The following is a 20094-nucleotide window of genomic DNA, read 5'->3' on the forward strand; positions in this document are numbered from 1 at the left end:
CTAAAATTAAAACTCTTTTCTCAGCCAGCTGTTGATTCGCTTAAACCAATTGCCAACCGAGGCTCTTTTTTCCACATCAGCCTCACCGTTCAGGTGGGACTCTTTTCCGTAGTGCAGTAAGCCAACCGCCGTAGAGTAGTAAGGCTCCTGCGCGTAATCCGTTAATCCAGTAATGTTAAGTGGCTGCCCGATACGCACCTGCGTGTGGAATACACGCTGGGCACAGGCGGCCAGCCCTTCAATTTGTGCGGCGCCACCCGTCAGAACAATGCCGGCTGCCAGATGATGTTTCACGCCTTGCTGGCGCAATTGCTCCTGCAATTGCAGGATCTCATCATTCACCAGATTCAACAGCTCGGTATAACGTGGCTCAATCACCTCCGCCAGCGTCTGTCTTTGCAGACTTCTCGGAGGACGGCCGCCCACGCTTGGCACCTCAACGTTTTCATCTTTTCCCACAATAGAGCCTAGCGCACAGCCGTGGCGAACCTTAATCGCTTCGGCATCGGTCGGTGGTGTACCGAAAGCATAAGCAATATCGCTCGTCACGACATTCCCGGCATAAGGGATGACTTTGGTGTGACGTAACGCGCCACCGGTATATACAGCGATATCCATCGTACCGCCGCCAACGTCAACTACGCAGACGCCCAGTTCACGTTCATCTTCGGTCAGCACAGCAAAACTTGATGCAAGACCGGCGAAAATCAGTTGGTCAACTTTCAGTCCACAACGTTCAACGGCTTTAACAATGTTTTTTGCCATATCGTTGTGGCAGGTAATCAAATGCACTTTTGCCTGCATGCGCACACCGGATAATCCTACCGGGTTCTTGATCCCTTCCTGATAGTCGATTGCGTATTCCTGTGGAATAACATGCAGGATGCGATGTTCGTCACGAACGCGTACGGATTTAGCCGTATGCACAACGTTTTCTACATCTTCCTGCGTCACTTCCTCTTCGGAAATCGGAACCATCCCGATTTCATTCTGGCAACTGATATGTTTGCCCGATAATGCGAGGTAAACGGATGAAATCTGACAATCCGCCATTAATTCTGCCTGATCGATAGCGCGCTGCACGCATTTCACTACCGACTCAAGATCGTTTACGCCGCCTTTATCCATCCCGCGGGACGGGCAACTGCCGACCCCGATAATATTGACCATGCCATCGGGCAGAACTTCCCCTACTAAAGCGGCAACCTTCGCGGTACCGATCTCGAGTCCAACTACCAGTTTTCTGTCCGTCGACTTGATCATTGTTGTTTAGCCTGTGCCTGATTCTGTTGCTGATTACCGTTCTGCGGCTCAATAAATGCCGGTGCCCATCCTACTGCCGCGCCAGAGTCATAACGCAGATCAACGTAACTGATGCGTTTGTTCTCTGCCGTGGCCTGCTGCTGCAGAGCTGGGTAGAGTTCAATAAAGCGTTTTAGGCGCTTCATGTCATCGTTACGTCCAAGTTCAATACGGATATCGTCACCCGTGACCAGTTGCCAGGAACGACGCGCCGTCATTGATGCCGTCTTTAACGTAAACTTACTTGCTGCCAGCACCTGGCTCATCTCATGATAGCCAGTCAGCACTTCTTGCTCACTGCCTTCAGGGCCGTACAGCATCGGCATCGCTTCTTTACCGATATGATTTGCCGGTACGCTAAATGATTTAGCTTCTGCATCAACCATATGCAGATCATTCCATCGCGCTACCGGCACATATTCAACCAGATGAATCTTTAATTCGTCTGGCCACTGCTTACGAACGCTCACCTGCTTAATCCACGGCAGGCGCTCAATCTGCTGCTGGATAACGTCCACATCCTGCGACATAAAAGTGCCCGGCGGACCCAGCGATAGAATCGCCTGCCTGATGTCGTCGTTGGTGGTGTAATGGGTTTTGCCCGTGACGACCAATGTAGACAAGGGCAGTCGTGAAGCGTCATTCATCCACTTCAACACCACTAAACCGCCAAACAGCATAATTCCCAACACCATCAGCAGGAAAATAATCCCCGCCAGCCGTGAGCCGTTACTACGGCCGGTTCGCGCCTTCTCTTGCGCGTCCCGGTTGCGTACATTCAGAGCCGCCTGGGACATATCAGTCGGCCAACTCCAGAATACGTGCTACCAGTTGTGAAAACGACAGACCTGCCTGCTTCGCGGCCATCGGCACTAAACTATGGCTTGTCATGCCGGGAGAGGTGTTCACTTCCAGCAGGAAAAATGTGCCCTTACCATCCATCATCACATCAACCCGTCCCCACCCGCTGCATCCCAGCGCGCGCCATGCTTCCATCACCATCTGGCTTAATTCCGCTTCACGCTCGATGCTCAGGCCGCTTGGACAGAAATATTGCGTTTCGTCAGAGACATATTTTGCCTGGTAATCATAAAAATCTGCAGCGGGCTGAATACGAATAGATGGCAGTATTTCATCGCCGATAATGCCCACGGTATATTCCGCACCACTCAAAAACTGCTCGACCAACACCTCGTCATCATGACGAAAGGCCTCTTCCAGCGCAGCCTGGAGCTCTGAAGGCTGGTTAACGCGAGAAATCCCCACGCTCGACCCTTCGTTACTTGGCTTCACGAACACCGGCATACCCAACGCAGCAATACGCTCTGCCAGTTCACCCGTTATTCCTGCATCCATATTCTGGCGATTCACAACGACATAAGGTGAAACCGGTAAACCGCAGCCTTGCCACAGCAACTTGGTACGCATTTTATCCATGGTGATGGCCGAAGCCATCACACCGCTGCCGGTGTAAGGAAGTTTTAAAAACTCCAGCACACCCTGTAAGGTTCCATCTTCGCCACCACGGCCATGCAGTGCGATAAAGGCTTTATTAAAACCCTCTTCTTTCAGACGCATGACCGGAAAATCACGGATATCGACCGCATGCGCATCAATTCCTGCCTCTTTTAAGCCTGCCAGCACGGCATTTCCTGACTGTAAAGAGACATCGCGTTCCGCAGAGGTCCCACCCAGCAATACAGCAACTTTCTCAGCCATGATGTTCCCCTTCACGTTTCTGCGATTGTAATTTTTGCTCAGCCAGCTTCCGGGCTATTTTTCCTACATTTCCGGCGCCTTGCACCAGAATCAAATCATTGCCGCTCAATGTCGGCGCGAGCATATCCAGAACCGCATCGTGATCCGCGACCAGAATAGGATCGACTTTCCCACGCAAGCGAATCGTCCGACACAGTGAGCGACTATCAGCGCCGGGAATCGGCGCCTCGCCTGCCGCGTAAACATCCAGCATCAGCAGAACATCCACCTGAGACAACACATTGGCGAAATCGTCATACAGATCACGCGTACGCGTATAGCGATGTGGCTGAAAAATCATCACCAGTTTCTTATCCGGCCAGCCAGCGCGCGCGGCTTTAATCGTGGCATCCACTTCCGTCGGATGATGGCCGTAATCATCGACCAGCATAGCGGTTCCCTGCTCGCCGTTGACATTGTCCAGCGGGTATTCGCCAAGAAAATCAAAGCGGCGCCCGGTCCCCTGGAAACTTTCCAGCGCACAGAGAATATCCGCATCCTCAATGCCCTCTTCACTGGCGACAGCAACCGCAGCGGCAGCATTCAACGCATTGTGGCGGCCAGGTGCATTTAGCGTCACGCGCATCAGCGGTCTATCCTGGCGCACCAGCGTAAAATGCCCTTGTGCACCGTGCTGCTCATAGCCTTCGATACGAACATCCGCATCATCGCTGAAGCCATACGTCGTAACCTGCCGCCCCACGCGCGGTAGCAGATCGCGGATGACCGCATCATCGATACACATCACTGCACGACCGTAAAAAGGCAGGTTATGCAGAAAGTTGATAAAGGTCTGCTTTAAGTTCTCGAAGTCGCCCTGGTAGGTGTCCATATGGTCGGCTTCGATGTTTGTCACAATTGCCACCATAGGCTGCAAATGCAGGAAAGAGGCATCGCTTTCATCGGCTTCAGCAATCAGATAGCGGCTACTGCCCAGGCGCGCATGCGTTCCTGCTGCCTTAACCAGTCCACCGTTTACAAACGTTGGGTCCAGGCCACCCTCGGCATAGATACTGGATACCATGGCGGTGGTGGTCGTTTTGCCGTGAGTACCCGCCACGGCGATACCATGGCGAAAGCGCATCAGCTCGGCCAGCATCTCAGCGCGGCGAATCACCGGAATGCGTGCCTCACGCGCAGCGACGATCTCCGGGTTATCCTGTGATACTGCAGTCGATACCACCACGACGCTAGCGTCGCTGACGTTCTCAGCGCGATGATTAAAATAGATGGTCGCGCCCAAGGCCGTCAGATGCTGGGTCACCGCATTCGGTGCCAGATCGGATCCGCTGATAATATAACCTTCATTCGCCAACACTTCGGCAATACCGCCCATGCCGGCGCCGCCGATGCCGACAAAGTGAATGTGCCGGACACGACGCATCTCGGGCACGATTAAACGCAGTTTTGCCAATTGCTGTGTATTCATCTCTTCTGCCTGTCAGTACACATTTGTACCTTGTGTTGCGCCGAATCACGTCGACGCCAATAAATCATTTTAGCCGTGCCGCCGCTGCCACTGCCTCTGCGACACGTTGAGTCGCATCTGGAATGGCCACCGAACGCGCCTTTTCGGCCATCGTCAGCAGCGTTGGACGATCCCAACTGGCCAGTGTCTGCGCCACAATCTCCGCCGTGAACTGCGGCTGCTCAAAAATTTTGGCTGCGCCCGCGTTCTCCAGCGGCAATGCATTCCAATACTGCTGACGATCTTTATGCTGAAACGGCACAAAAATCGCGGGTAAACCTGCAGCAGCCAGTTCGCTTACGGTCAACGCGCCAGAACGGCAAACCACCACATCAGCCCAGCAGTAAGCCTCTGCCATATCATCGATAAATTCGGTGACCTTGTGGTGTGCCTGGCCAACATCCTGATAAGCCTTAAGAACGCTTTCTAATGCGCCCTTCCCTACCTGATGCCATAGCGTAATGGATTCACCCATTATGGCCGCTACCTGCGGAAGCGTTTGGTTCAGTATGCGCGCGCCCTGGCTACCGCCAATCACCAGCACACGAATGGGCCCTTCACGGTCGCCCAATCTATCCTGCGGCTGCGGTAACGCCAGCACGTCAGTCCGCACCGGATTTCCTACTACTTCTGCATCCGGAAAAGCGCCCGGAAACGCCTGCATCACCTTCTTCGCTATTTTTGCCAACCATTTGTTGGTCAGTCCGGCAATGCCATTTTGCTCATGCAGCACCACAGGGATACCACAGCTCCAGGCCGCCAGGCCGCCGGGCCCTGAAACATAGCCCCCCATACCGAGCACAACATCAGGTTTATAAGCCTTCATGATGGCGCGGGCCTGACGCACTGCAGCGAAAATACGCACGGGCGCCAGCAGCATCGCCTTGATGCCTTTACCACGCAGCCCGCTAATGCGAATAAAATCAATCCCAATACCGTGTTTCGGTACTAAATCCGCTTCCATACGGTCCGCAGTGCCAAGCCAGCGAACCTGCCATCCCTGCGCCATCAAGTGGTGCGCAACTGCCAGCCCGGGGAAAACATGCCCGCCGGTTCCGCCAGCCATCACCATCAGTCGCTTACCGCTCATCAGGCACTCCGTGTAAACGCCTGGGCTTTTGCCAGGCGCGTCTCATAATCAATACGTAACAAAAATACGATAGCCGTCGACATGATAATCAAGCTGGAACCACCGTAGCTGATCAGCGGTAGCGTTAGGCCTTTAGTCGGTAACATCCCTGCGGCTGCCCCGACGTTAACCAGCGCCTGAAAACTAAACCACACACCAATGGAACAGGCCAAAAAGCCAGCAAAACGCTGGTCGATTTCCAGAGCGCGACGGCCGATCGACATCGCGCGAAAAGCGACGAAGAATACCATCAACAGTGCTAAAACCACACCGATATAACCCAGTTCTTCCCCGATGATTGAGAAAATAAAGTCGGTATGCGCCTCGGGTAAATACTCCAGTTTTTGCACTGAATTTCCCAAGCCTTGCCCCCAGATTTCACCCCGGCCAAACGCCATTAGCGACTGAGTGAGCTGATAACCACTGCCAAACGGATCCTGCCATGGATCCCAGAATGAGGTCACACGGCGCATACGATACGGCTCGGCGACAATCAGCAGGCAAACGGCAAAGATACCGGACCCGATAATAGCCAGGAACTGCCAGAGTTTGGCCCCGGCGAGGAAGAGCATTGCCAGCGTGGTGACAAACAGCACCACGACCGTTCCCAGGTCCGGTTGAGCCAGCAGCAGCACGGCGAGCACCACCATCACACCCATCGGTTTACAAAATCCCCAGAAGTTATTACGCACCTCTTCCACTTTGCGCACCAAATAACTGGCGAGATAGCAAAACAGAGAAAGCTTTGATAACTCAGCAGGCTGAATTCGCAGCGGCCCTAATGCAATCCAGCGCGATGCACCATTTACGGAACTGCCCACAACAAGTACAACCAGCAACATAACCACGGTCACCAGCAGCATAATGTTGCTATAGCGCTGCCAGAAATCCATCGGAATGCGTAATGTGACCAACGCCATTCCGAACGCCAATATCAGATAGAATGCATCACGCTTGGCAAAATAAAATGGATCGTCTGAAAGACGCTGCCCAACCGGCATTGAAGCCGATGTCACCATCACAAAACCAATAATAGCCAGACCAAATGTGAGCCAAAGCAGCACACGATCGTACAGCACCATGGATGTTGCATCGCTTTCACGCGAGCCCATTACCCACCCTTTCAGGCGATCCGATACGCCACCTGCAAGGCTCAGACCAGGAAATCGCATTAGCCAAGCTCCTTAGCCAGTTGGGCGAAACACTCACCGCGCTGTTCAAAGTTTCGGAACTGATCGAGGCTGGCACAGGCTGGCGACAGCAGTACCGTATCACCCGATTTTACCTGAGGAGCGATCTGTTCCATCGCCTGCTGTAACGTTTCGGTACATACCGCAATGTCCGGCCTCAGCGAAGCCAACTCATCAGCATCACGGCCAAAACAATAGGTGCGAATGTTTTCGCCCTGCAAATAACGCGTCAGCGGTGTGAAATCGGCAGATTTACCCTCTCCGCCCAATAGTAACCAGAGTGTCCCTTCTACCTTCAGCCCGCTCAGTGCCGCTTCGGTGCTACCAACATTGGTTGCTTTTGAATCGTTAATCCAGCACACGCCGTTACGCTCATGCACGCGTTGGAAGCGATGCGGTAAACCGCTGAACGTGGTTAGCGCCTTCAGACTGGTCGTGCGTGGTAAACCCACGGCATCAGCCAGCGCCAGCGCCGCCAGCGCATTGGTATAATTATGCTGACCAACCATATTCATTTCATTGACGTTCAATACTTTCTCACCCTGCGCGCGAAGCCATACGCCGCCCTGCTGATAATTCAGGTGATAGTCGCCGACATCCACACCGAAGCTGACACAACGTGCGTCAGCGCCGCGAACTGGCAGGGTCAGCGCATCATCCGCATTAACGATACAGGTTTTTGCATTCTCATAAATTCGCAGCTTAGCCGCACGGTACTGCTGTAACCCCAGCGGATAGCGGTCCATATGATCTTCGGTAACGTTGAGGATAGTTGCCGCCGCTGCCTTAAGGCTGTAGGTGGTTTCCAGCTGGAAACTGGAAAGTTCCAGCACATAGAGTTGGGCCGGCTTCTGCAACAGCGTCAGTGCAGGAAGCCCAATATTGCCACCGACACCCACTGACCATCCGGCCGCTTTCGCCATCTCACCAACCAACATCGTTACGGTACTTTTGCCGTTAGATCCGGTGATTGCCACGATCGGTGCCTGCGCTTCCCGGCAGAACAGTTCAATGTCACCCACAATTTCGACGCCCGCCTGCGCAGCGTCGATCAGTGAAGGATGCGCCAGCGCCATCCCCGGACTGGCGACAATCAAGTCAGCATCAAGCAGCCATTGATCGTTAAGTGAGCCCAGATGGCACTCAATATTATCTGTAAGTTTATCAAGCCCAGGCGGCGACACGCGGGTATCCATCACGCGAGGCGTAACGCCTTGCGCAACAAAGAAATCAACACAGGATAAGCCCGTCAGGCCCAGCCCAATGATGACCACATTTCTCCCGCGATAGTCAGCCATGATTAACGTACCTTCAGGGTTGCCAGGCCAATCAGCACCAGCATTAGCGAAATAATCCAGAAACGCACAATGACGCGCGGCTCCGGCCAGCCTTTTAATTCATAGTGGTGATGAATCGGCGCCATACGGAAAATACGTTGTCCGCGGAGCTTGAACGACCCTACCTGCAAAATGACCGACAGCGTTTCAACCACAAACACACCGCCCATAATCACCAACAGGAACTCCTGACGCAGTAATACCGCGATGGTTCCCAACGCACCGCCCAATGCCAGTGAGCCCACGTCGCCCATAAACACCTGAGCGGGATAAGTGTTGAACCACAAAAAACCTAATCCGGCCCCGACAATGGCGGTACAAACAATAACCAGCTCACCGGCATGGCGTAGATAAGGAATATGAAGATAACCGGCAAAATTCATGTTTCCCGTCGCCCAGGCCACCAGTGCAAAACCTGCGGCAACAAATACCGTAGGCATAATTGCCAGGCCATCAAGGCCGTCGGTCAGGTTAACCGCGTTGCCCGTGCCCACAATCACAAAATAGGCCAGCAGGATATACAGCAGTCCCAGTTGCGGCATCACATCTTTAAAGAAGGGCACCACCAGCTCGGTCGCAGGCGTATCTTTGCCAATCATGTACAGCATGAAGGCGACCGCCAGCGCGATCGCTGACATCCAAAAGTACTTCCAGCGGGCAATCAGGCCTTTAGTATCTTTGCGTACCACTTTCCGGTAATCATCAACAAAACCGACGATGCCGTAGCCCACCAGCACAAACAGCACACACCAGACATAAGGGTTAGACGGATAGGCCCACATCAATACCGAGACGGTAATTGAAAACAGGATCATGATGCCGCCCATAGTTGGCGTACCCCGCTTACTGAAGTGCGACTCAGGACCATCATTTCGCACAACCTGACCAATTTGTAATTTCTGTAGCCATGCGATGAGTCGCGGGCCCATCCACAGGGAGATAAATAACGCGGTCAGCAGGCTGACAATGGCGCGAAACGTCAGGTAGGAAAAGACGTTAAAGCCAGAATAAAAAGCAGCCAGATGCTCGGCCAGCCAAACTAACATGTTCCTTTCTCCTGTAAGGTCTGCACTACCTGCTCCATGGCGGCACTACGTGAGCCTTTAACTAAAATGGTAATGACCGGATGTTCGGACAACAGCCCAAGCAGACGCGTCACCAGTGCGTTTTTTTCCTGAAAATGTTCGCCGACGCCGCTGGCATCACTGATGCCTTTGCTTAACTGCCCCACACTCAACACCTTATCAATCCCCGCCAAATGCGCTGCCAATCCGACTTCACGGTGACATTCAACGGCTTCTGCGCCCAACTCGGCCATATCACCTACAACCATCACTCGATAACCGGGCATTTCCGCCAGCACGTGTGCTGCCGCAGTCATCGACCCCACATTGGCGTTATAACTGTCATCCAGCAGCAGTTTCCCTGCCGCCAGAGAGATCGGAAAAAGACGGCCCGGTACGGCTTGTAACCCGCGTAAACCGAGCCGGATCGCCTCAAGAGGGGCGTCAACTGAGAGTGCCAGCGCAGATGCTGCCAGCGCATTCGCAATGTTATGCCGTCCGGGTAATGGTAACGTCACGGCGATCTTGCCTACCGGGGTATGCAACATAAACGCAGTACCCTGAGCATCAATACGAATATCTGTGGCGTAAAAATCGCTGTCCGCCTGTGGCTCCGCAGAGAAACGCCAAACCGTTTTATGCTGCAAATGGTTTTGCCAGTGCGGCCAGTCGTTACTGTCAGCATTAATGATTGCCGTGCCTGTGGCTGTCAGCCCTTCAAATATTTCGCCTTTCGCCTTCGCAACGCCCGTGAGCGAGCCAAACCCTTCCAGATGCGCCGCCGCAAGATTATTAACCAGCGCAGCTTCCGGACGTGTTAGATCTGTGGTCCAGGCAATTTCGCCCTGATGATTCGCACCAAGCTCAATCACCGCATATTGATGCTGTTCGGTAAGGCGCAGCAGCGTCAGCGGCACACCGATATCGTTATTGAGGTTGCCGGCGGTGTATAGCGTTTCGCCACACTCACGCAAAATGGCGGCAGCCATCTCTTTCACTGAAGTCTTACCGGATGAGCCCGTCAGCGCGACCACGCGCGCTTTCGATTGCTGGCGTACCCAGGCCGCTAGTTTGCCAAGCGCAATACGAGTATCAGCTACCACCACCTGCGGGATATCCAAAGGTAAGCGCCTACTTACTAAAACAGCAGCACAGCCTCGCCCAATGGCGTCCTTAATAAAATCATGCGCATCGAATCGCTCACCTTTCAACGCAATAAACAGGCTACCCGGTGTAACTTTACGTGTATCTGTCGTCACTTCCGCGAAGGTAAGATCGTTACCGACCAATTCGCCGGAAACAATCTCAGCCAGCAGCTGTAATGAGAGCGCGATCATGCCATCACCCCCAGCAGGCGAGCGACCGTTAAACGATCGGAGTAATCAAGACGGCGATTGCCAACCAGTTGATAATCCTCATGGCCTTTACCGGCAATCAGTACCACATCATTTTCTTTCGCCTGCATAATAACGTTAGTGACCGCTTGCGCACGTCCGTGCAGCACGCGAGCGCGTCCCGGATCCAGCAGGCCACTTAAAATATCTGTCACAATCGCGGAAGGCTCTTCGCTACGCGGATTATCATCTGTCACCACAACGACGTCAGAAAACTGCTCCGCGATAGCGCCCATAAGTGGGCGCTTACCTTTGTCACGATCGCCGCCACAGCCGAACACGCACCATAGCTGACCACGACAATGCAGACGAGCCGCTTCCAGCGCCTTTTCCAATGCATCCGGTGTATGGGCATAATCCACGACGACAGTCGGTTTCGCGGGCGCATGGAAGACTTCCATACGCCCACATACTGGCTGCAACTGATTACCCGTTGCTATCAGTGACGCCAGTGGGTAGCCCAGAGCCAGCAACGTTGCCAGTGCGACCAGCAGATTACTGACGTTAAATGCCCCCATCAGACGACTGTCAATTTCGCCGTTGCCCCATGTCGATTCGAAGGCAATCGAAGCACCGTTATCGTGGAAGCTTACCCTGGTCGCTTTCAACCAGCGTCCATGGCAGCCGGGTTGCAGGTTATTCTTCATGGTTACGGCAACCGCATCCGGTAACTGCTGTAACCAGCGGAATCCAACCTCATCATCAGCATTGATAATTGTCTGACCAACCTGATGCTCAGAGAAAAGCAGCCATTTAGCCGCTTCGTAGCGCGTCATATCGCCGTGGTAATCCAGGTGATCGCGGCTGAGGTTGGTAAATGCTGCGGCTGCAAACGGCAGCGCCGCAACACGATGCTGCACCAGCCCATGAGAAGAGATTTCCATTGCGGCCAGCGTCGCACCTTGCTCCACCAGAGAATGCAGCGCATGCTGTACATCCACTGCCGAGCCGGTTGTGTTCTCTGACGGTACCAGGCGACCATACAGGCCATTACCCACGGTTCCCATAACCGCACCTGTTTCCCCCATCAGCGTGGCCCACTGCGCCAGCAACTGCGTGGTCGTCGTTTTTCCATTGGTTCCGGTAACACCCACCAAACGCAGCTTTTCACCAGGCTGTTGATAAAAGCGCCCTGCCAGCGCTGATAAACGCTGCGGCAACTGCGCCAGATAAATCACCGGTACGCCATGCATCTCGACGATATCGCCATCTTCCGCTTCACCCTCAGCCTCAGCGATAACGGCTGAAACGCCTTGTGCTATCGCCTGGGCGATAAAACGTCGCCCATCAGCCTGATGGCCCGCAATGGCCACGAACAGATCGCCAGACGCCGCCACGCGGCTGTCCAGTATCATTTCACGAAGCGGTCGCTCCGGCGCACCCGGCACCCACGGAGCCAATAAGTCGCGCAAATTACGATCTGCCACCTGAACCCTCTTTTGTATTTGTCACCATCTCATTTTGACCAACAGCGGGTAATGCATCCGGTTCGACATTCATGGTGCGCAGTACGCCGCCCATGATTGCGCCAAATACCGGTGCAGATACCGCACCACCGTAATATTTACCTGCCTGTGGATCATTGATGACCACAACCAGTGCAAAACGAGGATGACTCGCAGGCGCAACGCCCGCTGTATAAGCGATGTATTTATTCACATAGCGACCATCAGGGCCGACTTTTTTCGCGGTACCGGTTTTAATCGCGATACGATAGCCTTTGATCGCTGCCTTAACGCCACCACCGCCAGGTAACGCTACGCTTTCCATCATGTGAACCACGGTACGGACCAAAGGTTCAGGGAAAGCACGCTCACCCGAAACGGGTGGATCAACCTTGGTAATCGACAGCGGTCGCGCAATGCCATAGCTGCCAATCGTTGCGTAGACTCGCGCTAACTGTAACGGTGTTACCATTAGCCCATAGCCGAAAGAGAAGGTGGCCCTCTCTATGTCAGACCACCGTTGTTTTTGAGGATATAAGCCACTGCTCTCTCCGACCAACCCCAAATTGGTCGCTTTACCCAGTCCAAAACGAGAGTAAGTATCTACTAGCGCTGAGGACGGCATCGCTAACGCCAACTTTGAAACACCGACGTTACTCGACTTCTGTAGAACCCCGGTAAGGGTCAATTCGTTATAGCGCGCCACATCTTTAATTTCATGGCCGTTAATCCGGTACGGAACGGTATTCAGTACGCTGTTTTCTTTGACGACCCCGCGCTGCAACGCCGTCATCACAACCATGGGTTTGACGGTGGAGCCAGGTTCAAAAATGTCAGTGATCGCTCGGTTACGCATCACATCTTTTGGCGTTCCCGCGAGATTATTCGGGTTGTAAGCCGGGCTATTGGCCATTGCCAGGACTTCACCCGTATTCACATCCACCAATACGGCCGTACCAGACTCCGCTTTGTTAAACGCTACCGCATTATTCAGCTCGCGGTAGACCAGCGCCTGCAACCGTTCGTCGATGCTAAGCGCGAGATTATGGGCAGCCTGGCTATCCACCGAGGAGATATCTTCGATAACGCGTCCAAAGCGATCTTTACGAACCGTCCGCTCACCTGGCTGGCCGGTAAGCCATTTGTCGAAGCTTTTTTCGACACCTTCGATCCCCTGGCCATCAATATTGGTGAAGCCAATCAAATGCGAAGTGACCTGGCCTGCGGGATAATAACGCCGTGACTCTTCGCGCAGATGAATCCCCGGAAGCTTCAGTTTTTTGATGTAGTCGCCAATGGCTGGATTAACCTGACGCGCCAGATAAACAAAGCGTCCTTTGGGATTGGCATTAACGCGCGCGGCCAGTTGGTCAAGCGGAATGGAAAGTGCATCAGAAAGCGCCTTCCAGCGGCTATCAAGTGTGATACCGCCACGATCATGAAGCTCTTTAGGATCGGCCCAAATAGCATTAACCGGCACACTGACCGCCAGGGGCCGTCCAGCGCGATCGGTAATCATGCCGCGCGCCGTTGGCACTGCCTGCACGCGCAGCGAACGCATATCGCCTTCGCGCACCAATTTGTCCGGATTGATCACCTGCAGATACGCAACACGCAGGAGCAGACCGGCAAGAGCCAGGAAAATACAACCGCACAGCAACGCAAAACGCCAGCTTACAAAGCTGGCCTGATCTTCCTGTCGTTTCAATTTAAGCGTTTTCGTTGCGGCTCTCATTGAGTCCGTGGTTCCTTATTGCTGTACCACTATGTTTTCCTGCGCCGGATCAACATGTTGCATTTGTAATTTCTCCGTTGCCGTACGCTCAACCCGGCTATGATCGCCGAGCGCATTTTCTTCCAGAATCAAGTTACGCCATTCAATGTCCAGTGCGTCGCGTTCCAGTACAAGCTGCTCACGCTGTGCCGTTAACAGTCGCGTTTTATGCGCCGTTGTCACCACAAACACCGCAGAAACCAATACCGCAATCACCAGTATTAAAGCGATTTTACCGTGCCGGAGCAGATCGCCACCGATCACGCCGGGTAAACTGTGGCGCTCGTTACCAATCACGATGCAGTCCTTTCAGCGATGCGCAGCACCGAACTGCGCGCCCGTGGATTCTCTGCCACTTCGGCTTCACCAGGCATCATCTTGCCAAGTGCTTTTAACTCGCGTCCGCCCAGCTTTTGCAACTGCGCTTCGGTCATTGGAATACCCGCCGGAACCTGAGGACCACGACTCTGTTCACGCATAAATCGTTTCACAATGCGGTCCTCCAGTGAATGGAAGCTAATCACCGACAGGCGACCCTCGGGTGCCAGCGCGCGCACCGCACCTTTCAGTGCCTGCTCAATCTCTTCCAGCTCGCTGTTTACCCAAATACGAATTGCCTGGAAACTGCGCGTCGCCGGATGCTTAAATTTGTCTTTTACCGGGGTCGCCACATAAATCACATCAGCCAATTCTTTGGTGCGTGTCATCGGTTGTTCACGATTACGTTCAACAATGGCGCGTGCTATACGTTTGGCAAATCGCTCTTCCCCAAAGGTTTTCAGTACAAAAGCGATATCGCTCTCTTCTGCCTGCAATAACCATTCGGCGGCTGACAATCCCCGAGTGGGATCCATTCGCATGTCCAGCGGACCATCACGCATAAATGAAAAACCGCGCTCAGCGTCATCTAATTGCGGCGAAGAGACGCCAAGATCCAACAAGATGCCATCGATTTTTCCGGTCAACCCACGCGCTTCAACATAATCAGCCAGTTGTGAAAAAGGGCCATGGATGATGGTGAACCGCGGATCGGTTATTTCAGCTGCGGCTGCGATAGCTTGCGGATCGCGATCAATAGCATAAAGACGGCCCTGCTCACCCAGTTGGGAAAGGATCAAGCGAGAATGTCCACCGCGCCCGAACGTGCCATCTATGTAAATGCCGTTATCCTTAAGGTTGAGGCCATTTACTGCCTCATCTAACAGCACCGTGGTATGTTTAAAATTATCCTGCATAGCTATAACGACAAATCCTGCAACCGCTCAGACAATGGCTCTTGAGTCGACTGCTCAGCGTCAATATCTTCCTTGACTTGTTGATACCAGGTCTGTTCATCCCACAATTCAAACTTATTGAACTGCCCAACCAGCATCACTTCTTTTGTCAGGCTCGCATGTTGACGAAGCGTATTCGCTAACAGTAAACGGCCTGCGTTATCCATCTGGCACTCACTGGCATGTCCCAGCAACAGACGCTGTACGCGTCGCTCAGCCGGGTTCATGCTGGACAAACGAGACAGTTTTTGTTCAATGATTTCCCATTCGGGCAAGGTATAAAGCAGCAGGCACGGCTGGTGGAGGTCAATGGTACAGACCATTTGCCCCTGTGATTCCCCGATCAGCATTTCGCGGTAGCGAGTCGGAACGGCAAGCCGCCCTTTGCTGTCGAGATTGACTAACGTTGCTCCACGGAACATGCCAGCCTCACCCCCCAGTTACCCTTTAGCACCACTTTACTCCACAAATTCCCACTAAAAGAGTTTACGGAGCGGAGGAAAACATTGTCAAGCCGCAGTCATGGCTTAACGACATTATTTCTGAGGGGATAAAAAGAATAATCCGTTAAAAATAAACGTTGCCTGATATCAGCTAAAAAATAAGCCGATGAATAATGACAAAAAAATCAAGACCACCCGAATTATGCTCAAAAATATAGCAACGCAAAATGAGAGAAAAATAAGCTATCAACTTTGCGACGCGGGCGGCATTTTAAGGTATTTCTGAGAGATTGCACAGGCTGATGCCGCGCTCTGCGGGCAGATAATATTGCAAAAATACATTAGGCAATAACAATAGTGGTTAAGTGAATGAGGGATAAGGTGAAAATTGGCGGTGATAATTTACAAAAATATGTTTCGGTATGATGCCATTAAAATCAATCGGGATTTTAAGGTATATGGGACGCGAAAATTATTTGAACAGATAAAAAAGGCAGCAGCGCTGCCTTCACGATGTTAGCTCTCTTTACGGCTTAATTTTCCCCGCCGGAACAAATTGCGACGAATACGGGTTAACCCTGGCTTCGGTTTGCGTGGCTCATCAAGACTCGCGAGCACCAGTTCCAGTACGCGCTCGGCCACGTCACGATGACGCTGGGCGACAGCCAGAACCGGACACTCAAGGAAATCGAGCAACTCGTGATCGCCAAACGTTGCAATCGCTAAATCGGTTGGTAGCCGTCCTTCTCGCTTCAGCGTGACATCCATTACCCCCTGCAACAAACCAAAGGAGGTCGTAAATAGCGCATCTGGCATCGGATGAGTTTCGAGATATTTCTCGAAGAGCACCGCAGCCGCCGAACGCTCATAACTGTTGGCATAGATAAAATCAATCGGCCGCTCATCGCCTTTCCATGCATCGCGGAACCCCGTCTCACGCAGGAAGCTGACTGAAAGCTCAGGTAATGCGCCAAGATAAAGCACATTATTGATCGGGAGCTTGCGCAGCTCTTCTGCCAGCATCTGTGAGTCTTCCTGATCGGCGCCCACCACGCTGGTGAAGTGTTCCCGATCCAACGCGCGGTCAAGCGCAATGATCGGGAGCGGATCTTTAATCCAGCGTTGATAGAAAGGGTGCTCCGGGGGGAGTGCCGTTGAAACAATAATCGCATCTACTTGCCGCTGGAGTAGATGCTCAATGCAACGCATCTCATTTTCCGGTAGATCTTCAGAGCAGGCGATTAGCAGCTGGTAGCCGCGCTGTCGGGCCTGCCGCTCAAGATAATTTGCAATGCGCGTATAACTGGTATTCTCCAGATCGGGTATCACCAGACCAATCGAACGGGTTCGTCCTGCTCGTAAACCCGCAGCGACCGCGTTGGGATGGTAATTATGCTCACGCACCACGGACATCACTTTCTCGACGGTTTTATCGCTGACACGATACTGCTTCGCTTTGCCATTGATGACATAGCTTGCTGTCGTGCGCGATACGCCGGCAAGGCGCGCAATTTCATCCAGTTTCACAATAACCCCACACTTCATACGCTACGATGGCATGAATATGTCCCCACACATCCGACATTGCGTCAGGCAGGCATGCCAATCCATCCTGATGAACCAGACGCCGGTCAGCGTAACCGGAAAGTAAACGCAGCGACTGCCAGTATGTAGATCTCTATAGCCCTGTCGTAGTCATGGATAAGAACATTTGCTACATCTAACAGCAGAAAGGATTGACGAGCAACCGCTTTTCTCTCGCTGCGCTTATCTGTAATAAACAAAATAATAGAATTTAGCGCCATGATTTAAGGCTGAGGGTCGCGGCGAGGCTGACTTGATTCAGCCTTGCAAGCAGCAGCGTCCCGAGAAAATAGCATAAAAAAGCCCGGCATTATGCCGGGCTTTGCGTGCTGACAATCTTGGTCACCGTCAGATTACCGCATAATACGATCGCCACGAGAAACACCAACGATACCAGAACGCGCCACTTCAACAATTTCAGCGACTTCACGCACTGTATTGAGGAACGCATCCAGCTTATCGCTGGTGCCCGCCAGTTGAACGGTATAGAGCGAAGGCGTAACGTCGACGATTTGACCACGGAAAATTTCGGCGCTGCGCTTCACTTCCTCGCGTCCATAACCGCTGGCCTGAATTTTCACCAACATAATTTCACGCTCAACATGCGATCCTTGACACAGCTCGCTCACGCGCAATACATCCACCAGCTTGTGCAGTTGCTTTTCGATTTGCTCCAATACTTTCTGATCGCCAACGGTTTGAATTGTCATGCGAGAAAGCGTGGGATCGTCAGTCGGGGCTACCGTCAGGCTTTCGATGTTATAGCCACGTTGTGAAAACAGTCCGACCACACGGGATAACGCGCCGGATTCATTTTCCAGCAATACTGATAAAATACGCCGCATGATTATGTCCTCTCCGTTTTGCTAAGCCACATCTCATCCATACCACCGCCACGGATATGCATAGGATAAACGTGCTCGGTACCGTCAACGTTGACATCAACAAATACCAGCCGATCCTGAGCAACGGTATCCAGCGCCAGCTTGAGCTTTTCTTCCAGCTCGTCAGGATGATTGATAGCAATACCCACATGCCCATACGCCTCCGCCAGGCGGACAAAATCAGGCAGGGACTCCATATAAGATTGCGAATGACGGCCAGAATAGATCATATCCTGCCATTGCTTAACCATACCCAGATAACGGTTGTTCAAATTCAGAACCAGCACCGGAATGCCGTACTGCAGCGCGGTAGAAAGTTCCTGAATATTCATCTGGATGCTGCCATCACCAGTGACGCACACCACGGTTTCTTTCGGCAGAGCCAGCTTAACACCCAGCGCCGCGGGCAAACCGAATCCCATGGTGCCAAGCCCACCGGAGTTGATCCAGCGACGGGGTTTATCAAACTGGTAGTACAGCGCTGCGAACATCTGGTGCTGGCCCACATCCGATGCGACATAAGCATCGCCGTGCGTTAAGCGGCAAAGTGTTTCAATAGCCGCCTGGGGTTTAATCTTGTCGCTGGTACGATCAAACTCAAGGCATTTACGTCCACGCCATTGTTCGATGCTTTGCCACCAGTCACGCAGGCTATCGAAGTTCTGTGCTGGTTCACTTTGATCCAGCAGTTCAAGCATCTGTTCCAGCACCTGCTTCGCATCGCCGACGATTGGTACATCAGCCGCAACGGTCTTGGAGATCGACGTAGGATCGATATCAATATGCAACACCGTGGCATTCGGACAGTATTTCGCCAGGTTATTCGTCGTGCGGTCGTCAAAACGTACGCCTACGGCGAAAATGACATCAGAATGATGCATCGTCATATTGGCTTCATAAGTGCCATGCATGCCCAGCATGCCCAGGCATTGACGATGCGTCCCTGGAAACGCCCCTAATCCCATTAACGACGTAGTCACCGGCACATTCAGCCGCTCGGCCAACTGACGCAATTCACCGTGACATTCCGCATTGACGACACCACCACCCGCATAGATAACGGGTTTCTGAGCCGTCAGCAACGTCTGGAGAGCACGTTTAATCTGCCCTTTATGGCCTTGCGTTGTCGGATTATAGGAACGCATACTGACAGTATCCGGCCATGCGTAAGGCAGTTTATTCGCCGGGTTCAGGATATCTTTTGGCAGATCGACTACCACGGGACCTGGACGACCGCTGGCCGCCAGCCAGAAAGCTTTCTTTAATACCGTTGGGATGTCTTCGGTCTGTTTCACCAGAAAGCTATGTTTTACGACCGGGCGGGAGATTCCCACCATGTCACACTCCTGAAAGGCATCATAGCCGATCAGCGAAGAAGCAACCTGACCTGAAAGAACCACCAACGGAATTGAATCCATGTAAGCGGTCGCAATACCGGTAATCGCATTGGTAGCGCCAGGTCCTGAGGTCACCAGCACGACACCAACATCACCGGTTGCGCGTGCATAACCATCGGCCATATGAACAGCCCCCTGCTCATGACGCACCAGTACGTGATCGATACCACCAACCGTCTGCAACGCATCATAAATATCAAGAACTGCTCCGCCCGGATAACCGAACACATGTTTAACGCCCTGATCGATCAACGATCGAACGACCATCTCGGCTCCTGACAACATCTCCATTATTTTTGCCTCCAGGCTTAAAGCGCTGATTTCACTGACTTATTAGCTTGCTATTCTGTGCAACACCACCTTCGGTCGCGCCGCACAGCCGATGCCAGCATTTTTCAGAACCTTGAGTTTAATTCTCAGATCGCGGAAAGCATTCCCGTAATCCAGGTACAGGGGGTGAGGCCCTTGCTGATTATTCTCGTTAGATTTGTCCGGTTACCATAACCGCAGAAAAGATGGCAGGCAAACATCAAACGGGCTCCTCCTTCAGACTGACTCAATTAAGCATCTGGAGCACAGCGAATCGTATCGACAATTACACTAAGATTAACGCCAACCAAAAGCAGTTTATCCTGCAATAACACCCTTACT

Annotated in this window: 17 protein-coding genes; all 17 read right to left on the reverse strand. The window is 52.7% G+C overall.

Annotated features, from left to right (window positions below; translation table 11 throughout):
* Positions 1–6: 6 nt before the first annotated feature.
* Complete coding sequence (ftsA, locus tag J1C60_RS14560; RefSeq protein ID WP_128179541.1) at positions 7–1263, reverse strand: cell division protein FtsA; 1257 nt, start codon at positions 1261–1263, stop codon at positions 7–9.
* A complete protein-coding gene (gene ftsQ / locus J1C60_RS14565; protein ID WP_128179542.1) occupies positions 1260–2099 on the reverse strand; it encodes a cell division protein FtsQ in 840 nt (279 codons plus the stop codon). The genes ftsA and ftsQ overlap by 4 nt, the downstream gene beginning before the upstream one ends.
* 1 nt (position 2100) lies before the next feature.
* Positions 2101–3021, reverse strand: coding sequence for a D-alanine--D-alanine ligase (locus tag J1C60_RS14570; RefSeq protein WP_128179543.1), 921 nt, complete (start codon positions 3019–3021; stop codon positions 2101–2103).
* Positions 3014–4489 (reverse strand): UDP-N-acetylmuramate--L-alanine ligase, encoded by a 1476-nt coding sequence (gene murC, locus J1C60_RS14575; RefSeq protein ID WP_128179544.1) that lies wholly within the window; start codon positions 4487–4489, stop codon positions 3014–3016. Before murC ends, J1C60_RS14570 begins: the two co-directional genes overlap by 8 nt.
* 64 nt (positions 4490–4553) lie before the next feature.
* Complete coding sequence (gene murG, locus J1C60_RS14580; protein WP_128179545.1) at positions 4554–5618, reverse strand: undecaprenyldiphospho-muramoylpentapeptide beta-N-acetylglucosaminyltransferase; 1065 nt, start codon at positions 5616–5618, stop codon at positions 4554–4556.
* Positions 5618–6829 carry a cell division protein FtsW gene (gene ftsW, locus J1C60_RS14585; RefSeq protein WP_128179546.1) on the reverse strand — a complete coding sequence of 404 codons (1212 nt, stop codon included), beginning with the start codon at positions 6827–6829 and terminating at the stop codon, positions 5618–5620. Before ftsW ends, murG begins: the two co-directional genes overlap by 1 nt.
* Complete coding sequence (gene murD / locus J1C60_RS14590) at positions 6829–8145, reverse strand: UDP-N-acetylmuramoyl-L-alanine--D-glutamate ligase (RefSeq protein ID WP_128179547.1); 1317 nt, start codon at positions 8143–8145, stop codon at positions 6829–6831. Before murD ends, ftsW begins: the two co-directional genes overlap by 1 nt.
* A gap of 2 nt (positions 8146–8147) precedes the next feature.
* Complete coding sequence (gene mraY, locus J1C60_RS14595) at positions 8148–9230, reverse strand: phospho-N-acetylmuramoyl-pentapeptide-transferase (protein ID WP_128179548.1); 1083 nt, start codon at positions 9228–9230, stop codon at positions 8148–8150.
* The gene (gene murF, locus J1C60_RS14600; protein WP_128179549.1) at positions 9224–10585 is read right to left on the reverse strand and encodes a UDP-N-acetylmuramoyl-tripeptide--D-alanyl-D-alanine ligase; all 1362 of its coding nucleotides are present in this window, start codon (positions 10583–10585) and stop codon (positions 9224–9226) included. Before murF ends, mraY begins: the two co-directional genes overlap by 7 nt.
* The gene (gene murE / locus J1C60_RS14605; protein ID WP_128179550.1) at positions 10582–12069 is read right to left on the reverse strand and encodes a UDP-N-acetylmuramoyl-L-alanyl-D-glutamate--2,6-diaminopimelate ligase; all 1488 of its coding nucleotides are present in this window, start codon (positions 12067–12069) and stop codon (positions 10582–10584) included. Before murE ends, murF begins: the two co-directional genes overlap by 4 nt.
* Positions 12056–13822 (reverse strand): peptidoglycan glycosyltransferase FtsI, encoded by a 1767-nt coding sequence (locus tag J1C60_RS14610; RefSeq protein ID WP_128179551.1) that lies wholly within the window; start codon positions 13820–13822, stop codon positions 12056–12058. The genes murE and J1C60_RS14610 overlap by 14 nt, the downstream gene beginning before the upstream one ends.
* 15 nt (positions 13823–13837) lie before the next feature.
* Positions 13838–14158: a cell division protein FtsL gene (gene ftsL / locus J1C60_RS14615; RefSeq protein ID WP_128179552.1), complete on the reverse strand. Its 321-nt coding sequence runs from the start codon at positions 14156–14158 to the stop codon at positions 13838–13840.
* Positions 14155–15096, reverse strand: a complete 942-nt coding sequence (gene rsmH, locus J1C60_RS14620) for a 16S rRNA (cytosine(1402)-N(4))-methyltransferase RsmH (protein WP_128179553.1) — start codon at positions 15094–15096, stop codon at positions 14155–14157. The genes ftsL and rsmH overlap by 4 nt, the downstream gene beginning before the upstream one ends.
* 2 nt (positions 15097–15098) lie before the next feature.
* Positions 15099–15557, reverse strand: a complete 459-nt coding sequence (mraZ, locus tag J1C60_RS14625; protein ID WP_128179554.1) for a division/cell wall cluster transcriptional repressor MraZ — start codon at positions 15555–15557, stop codon at positions 15099–15101.
* A 537-nt stretch (positions 15558–16094) separates the two neighbouring features.
* Positions 16095–17105, reverse strand: a complete 1011-nt coding sequence (gene cra / locus J1C60_RS14630) for a catabolite repressor/activator (RefSeq protein ID WP_128179555.1) — start codon at positions 17103–17105, stop codon at positions 16095–16097.
* A 410-nt stretch (positions 17106–17515) separates the two neighbouring features.
* Entirely contained in the window at positions 17516–18007 is a 492-nt protein-coding gene (gene ilvN, locus J1C60_RS14635; protein ID WP_128179556.1) for an acetolactate synthase small subunit, read from the reverse strand.
* Positions 18008–18009: 2 nt separating this feature from the next.
* Entirely contained in the window at positions 18010–19734 is a 1725-nt protein-coding gene (gene ilvI, locus J1C60_RS14640; protein WP_128179557.1) for an acetolactate synthase 3 large subunit, read from the reverse strand.
* Between the last annotated feature and the right edge of the window lie 360 nt (positions 19735–20094).

The organism is [Pantoea] beijingensis, from assembly GCF_022647505.1.
Lineage (GTDB): Bacteria > Pseudomonadota > Gammaproteobacteria > Enterobacterales > Enterobacteriaceae > Erwinia > Erwinia beijingensis.